We start from the raw sequence: 240 nt of genomic DNA, 5'->3' as shown, positions 1-240 counted from the left end.
GCGCGGTGATTCAGGAAATTCAAACACATTCGCCTATAGAACTTATAGCCATTGGCATTGGTCACGATGTTACACGCTATTATCAACGCGCTGTAACAATTATGAATGCCGAAGAACTTGCCGGCGCCATAACAAAACAATTAGAAATGCTTTTTAGCAATAAAAAACTCTATCCGCATAAAAGACTTGCCGTTTGATATCAAGCTTTGTAATAAACGGAAAAAGGTAAGATTAGATAAA

1 protein-coding gene is annotated in these 240 nt (G+C 37.5%); it reads left to right on the top strand.

Features of this window, described 5'->3' with window-relative positions; genetic code table 11:
* The coding region (locus ACFIO5_RS11780) for a cobaltochelatase CobT-related protein (RefSeq protein ID WP_522729891.1) at positions 1-197 on the top strand (197 nt) is incomplete at its 5' end.
* Between the last annotated feature and the right edge of the window lie 43 nt (positions 198-240).

Source organism: Bartonella sp. AA86SXKL (assembly GCF_042196885.1).
The sequence above is the reverse complement of the archived record's forward strand: the minus strand, read 5'-3'. Positions and strand labels throughout refer to the sequence as shown.